We start from the raw sequence: 3,982 nt of genomic DNA on the forward strand, positions 1-3,982 counted from the left end.
GAGCTTGTGTCTCCGGTGCCAGGCACCAGGGACACGGACTCAGCAGCAATACGGTTGAGCTCGTGTCCGCTTGGACCGGTGGTCCAAGCTGCCAGGCGCCAGGGACACGGACACAGCACTAACACGGTCGAGCTAGTGTCTGTCAGCCGCCCTGTGCCCGCAGCGCCACCGTCGTCGCCTGCAGCCCATCCGCCGTAACGCGCACGGTGATCGGCCCTTTCGCGCCCAGCTTGGCGCGCACGATGCCGAGCACCAGGCCGTTGAATGCGGTGCGTTCGGGTGATTGGAACGACGTGAAGCTCGTCGCGTCGCCGTTGTCGGTGGCCACCAGTTCGGCGGGGCCCTCCACCGTGAAGCGTACGCGGTTGTTGGCGCGCGGGGCGGGCAGGCCGGCCTCGTCGACGATCTTCACCGTGATGAACGACAGGTCGCGGCCATCACCGGCGATCGACGTGTGGTCGGCGCTGGCCTGCAGTGCCGCGGGGGCGCGGGCCGTCTTGACGGACGAGCGGGCCCACTCCTTGCCGTCCTTGTACGCGACCACTTCGATCGTGCCCGGCTCGTACGTGACGAAGTCCCAGCGCAGCCGGTATGCATAAGGTGCCTTCTTCTGGCGGCCCTGCGATTTGCCGTTGACGAACAGCTCGGCCTCGTCGCCGGACGTGAACACGTGCACCGGCGTCACTTCGCCGACGCGCTCCGGCCACGTCCAGTGCGGCAGGATGTGCACCATCGGCAGTTCCGGGCGCCAGCGTGCCTGGTAGGCATAGAAGCGGTCCTTCTTGAAGCCGGCCAGGTCGATGATCCCGGAATACGAGCTGCGCGCGCCGTAGTAGGGCGTCGGCTCGCCCAGGTAGTCGAAGCCGGTCCAGACGAATTCGCCGGCCGTGTACGGGTTCTGGTCCAGCGACGCGAATGCGCGGTCGGCCGAGCTGCCGAAGTCCGCCGCGAACAGCTCGTAACTGGATACCTGCTGCGTCTTCGGATCGCCGCCGGCACCCGGCCGCACGGCCGCGCTCAGCACGCCCGGCACGGGGAACTGGTATTCGCCGCGCGACGACAGTGCCGACGCGCTTTCCGTGTGCAGGATCACCTTGTCCGGGAACTTCGCGCGGAACGCGGGGAACTGGCCGGGCAATGTGCGGATGCCGGTGCCCTGGTAATTCAGGCTGATCACGTCCATCGTGCCCGGCAGCGGCATGTCGGCCTTCGCATAGTTCATCGCCGTCGTCGCGGGCCGCGTGCCGTCTTCCTCATGGGCGATGCGCACCAGTTCGCGGCCGATCGCCGCGCCATCCTCGCCCGTGTACTGCTCGCCGACCTCGTTCCCCACGCTCCACATCACGATCGACGGGTGGTTGCGGTCGCGCCGGATCATCGCGCGCAGGTCCTGCTCGTGCCAGTCGGGGAAGATCAGGTGGAAGTCGAGCGGCGTCTTCTTGCGCTGCCACGAGTCGAACACCTCGTCCATCACGACGATGCCCATCCGGTCCGTCAGTTCCAGCAGTTGCGGGTCGGGTGGGTTGTGGCTCATGCGCAGCGCGTTGGCGCCCATTTCGACCAGCATCTCCAATTGCCGCTCGGCGGCACGCGCGTTGAACGCGGCGCCCAGCGCACCCAGGTCATGGTGGTTGTTCACGCCGCGGATCGGCACGTGTTCGCCGTTGACGACAAGGCCCCGGTCCGGATCGAAGCGCAGCTCACGGATGCCGAACGGCGTCTCGTAGCGGTCGACGATGCGGTCGCCCTGGCGCACCGTCGTCACGGCCGTGTAGCGGTGCGGCTTCTGGTGCGGCGGCGGGCCCCACAGCCGAGGGTTCGCCAGCGTCGCTTCGCCGGCGAGCGTCGTGCTGGCGCCCGCTGCGACGGCGGCGCGCGGCGACGTCATGCTGGCCACCGCGGCACCGGTGATGCGGCCCTTGTCGTCGAGGGCGTACAACTGCGTCGTCACCTCCGCGTCGGCGGGCGCGGCGCCGTCGTTGTCCAGCGTGACCTGCCACGCGACGCGCGCCGCCTGCGCGGACACCTGCGGCGTCGTCACGCGCACGCCCCACTGGCCCACGTGCAGCGGCGCCGTCTTCGTCAGCCACACGTTGCGGTAAAGGCCCGCGCCCGGATACCAGCGCGCCGATTCGGGCGGGTTGTCGAGGCGGATGGCCAGCTGGTTGGTGCCGGGCTTGAGCCAGCGCGTCAGGTCGATGCGAAACGAGTTGTAGCCATACGGCCAGCCGCCCGCGAGGCGCCCGTTGACCCACACGCTGGCGTACGCCATCGCGCCATCCACGTCTAGGAAGATCGACTTGCCCTGGTCGGCTTGCGTCACCGTGATCTTGTTGCGGTACCACGCCGGGCCCCACGTCTTCAGCCGGCCCATGCCGCCATACGGCCCGGTGGTCAGGAACGGCCCTTCGATGGCCCAGTCGTGCGGCAGGCGCACCGCGCGCCACGCGCTGTCGTTGAAATCGGCGCGGGCAAACGGCGCGTCGATCGGCGGATCGCCGTCCGGCCGCGCGTGGCGCTTGCTCGGATCCCGGATGAACGGATTCCCGGTCGGCAGGATCCAGGGTTTCAACACGGTTGCTCCGGCGCGGGCGATGCGCGCCGCTTCCTCCGGCATCGCATCGGCCACCTTGCCATCGGCCGATTTCTTCACGTCGGGACGGACGTCGTACAGATACGGCGCCGAATTGCCGTCCGGGTCGCCCAGGTGGAAGCGCCAGCCATCGTTGAAGGCGATGCGCTGGCGCGGCGATTGGGAGGCAGGGGCTTCCTGGGCAGCGGCGGCGGCCGGCAGGAGCAGGGCGGGCGGGATGACGAGCAGGGCCGCCAGCAGCGGCAAGGCGAGGCGGACGGCCAGGGGCCGGGTCCACGATGGGCGCGGGTGTTTCACATATCCTCCAAGAATGTCGGTGGCGCGGAGCAGCCCGTTGGTAGCGCATATCAACGCGACCACGGGCACGCAACTAGAGGCGCCGGTGCCATTCTTCGCTTCCGCCGGCTTTATATTTGTTAGCGCAACCAATGCGGAGTGTAGTGCCATCACTGCCGTTCAGTCAACGTGACGCTGCGCGCCAGCGGCCTTCGGCGTGGGACTGGGCAGCGAGCGCTGCCGTCCAGTGGCTTATACGCGACTGTTACAAACAGTGACAGATTTTTATCGTGCGGGCGCTACCATGTGCGGTGCACCATCCCCCAACGCCATCGCGGCAGCGCCAACCGAAGCCCTGCCGCGCATCCGACAATGAAAGGCTTGCAGATGATACTTCTCGCATGCATGTCCAGGGCCGCGCAGCAGCACACCCCCTCCCGCGCGGCAGTTTGGCAAGAAAACGCTATACCCTCGACGCCGCCCGGCAGCCGCGGGCGGCAGGTGGTCCGGAGGGCGCCGGCATGATGAAGCGCCAGCCGAGACGGGACCGTGAAATGGAAGCCCTGGTGCGCCAGGGCCTGGTCGTGGACGCGCAGCGCGGCACGGCGAATGCCTGGGTGTACATGGCCGCGCAAGGTGTGCCGCGCAACGTGATCCTGCGCGTGCTGTCGGCGCCGGCGAACCGCCGTGATGGCGACCGCTTTGCCGTGGAGGCGACGCGCGAACCGGCGCCAGCGGTGCGGGTGAGGGCGCCGCGCTACGCGCACTGATCAATACATTCCGGGTATCAGCGCCGGAAACAACAAAGCCTCCGCGATGAACTGACCCCATAAAGCTGGACGGTTAAGTTAGCTAGGCGGCCAAGGGCTGGGTCCTGTAGTCAGGACTCAGCCCTTTTAGTTTGAGCTTGATGCGCTCATGGTTGTAGTAGTGGATGTAGTCGACCAGGCCGGCGCGTAACGTGTCGACACTATCAAACTTGTTCAGGTAGAAGAACTCCGACTTGAGCACGCCGAAGAAGCTTTCCATCGCTGCATTGTCATGGCAGTTGCCCTTGCGAGACATGCTCTGCACAAGTTGCCGCTCCCGAAGCTGGCGTTGGTAAGCAGGCAT

Annotated in this window: 3 protein-coding genes; 1 reads left to right on the plus strand and 2 read right to left on the minus strand. The window is 67.3% G+C overall.

Annotation, left to right across the window (positions count from 1 at the left end; all coding sequences use genetic code 11):
* Nucleotides 1–142: 142 nt before the first annotated feature.
* Entirely contained in the window at nucleotides 143–2,890 is a 2,748-nt protein-coding gene (galB, locus tag IP92_RS08265; RefSeq protein WP_229418680.1) for a beta-galactosidase GalB, read from the minus strand.
* Between the two features lie 533 nt (nucleotides 2,891–3,423).
* On the opposite strand from galB, the gene IP92_RS08270 reads away from it, so the two are divergent.
* On the plus strand, nucleotides 3,424–3,639 hold the full coding sequence (locus IP92_RS08270) for a hypothetical protein (protein WP_145874028.1): 216 nt from the start codon (nucleotides 3,424–3,426) through the stop codon (nucleotides 3,637–3,639).
* Nucleotides 3,640–3,721: 82 nt separating this feature from the next.
* Here the strand turns inward: IP92_RS08270 and IP92_RS08275 are convergent.
* Nucleotides 3,722–3,982: IS3 family transposase (locus IP92_RS08275; protein ID WP_145874029.1), on the minus strand; the 261-nt coding region annotated here is incomplete at its 5' end.

The sequence above is a fragment of the Pseudoduganella flava genome, from assembly GCF_007830495.1.
Taxonomy (GTDB): Bacteria; Pseudomonadota; Gammaproteobacteria; order Burkholderiales; family Burkholderiaceae_D; genus Rugamonas; species Rugamonas flava.

Bases quoted from the DNA above. Each gene is read 5' to 3' on its own strand.
- IP92_RS08270 (WP_145874028.1), top strand. From the start codon at position 3,424: ATGGAAGCCCTGGTGCGCCAGGGCCTGGTCGTGGACGCGCAGCGCGGC.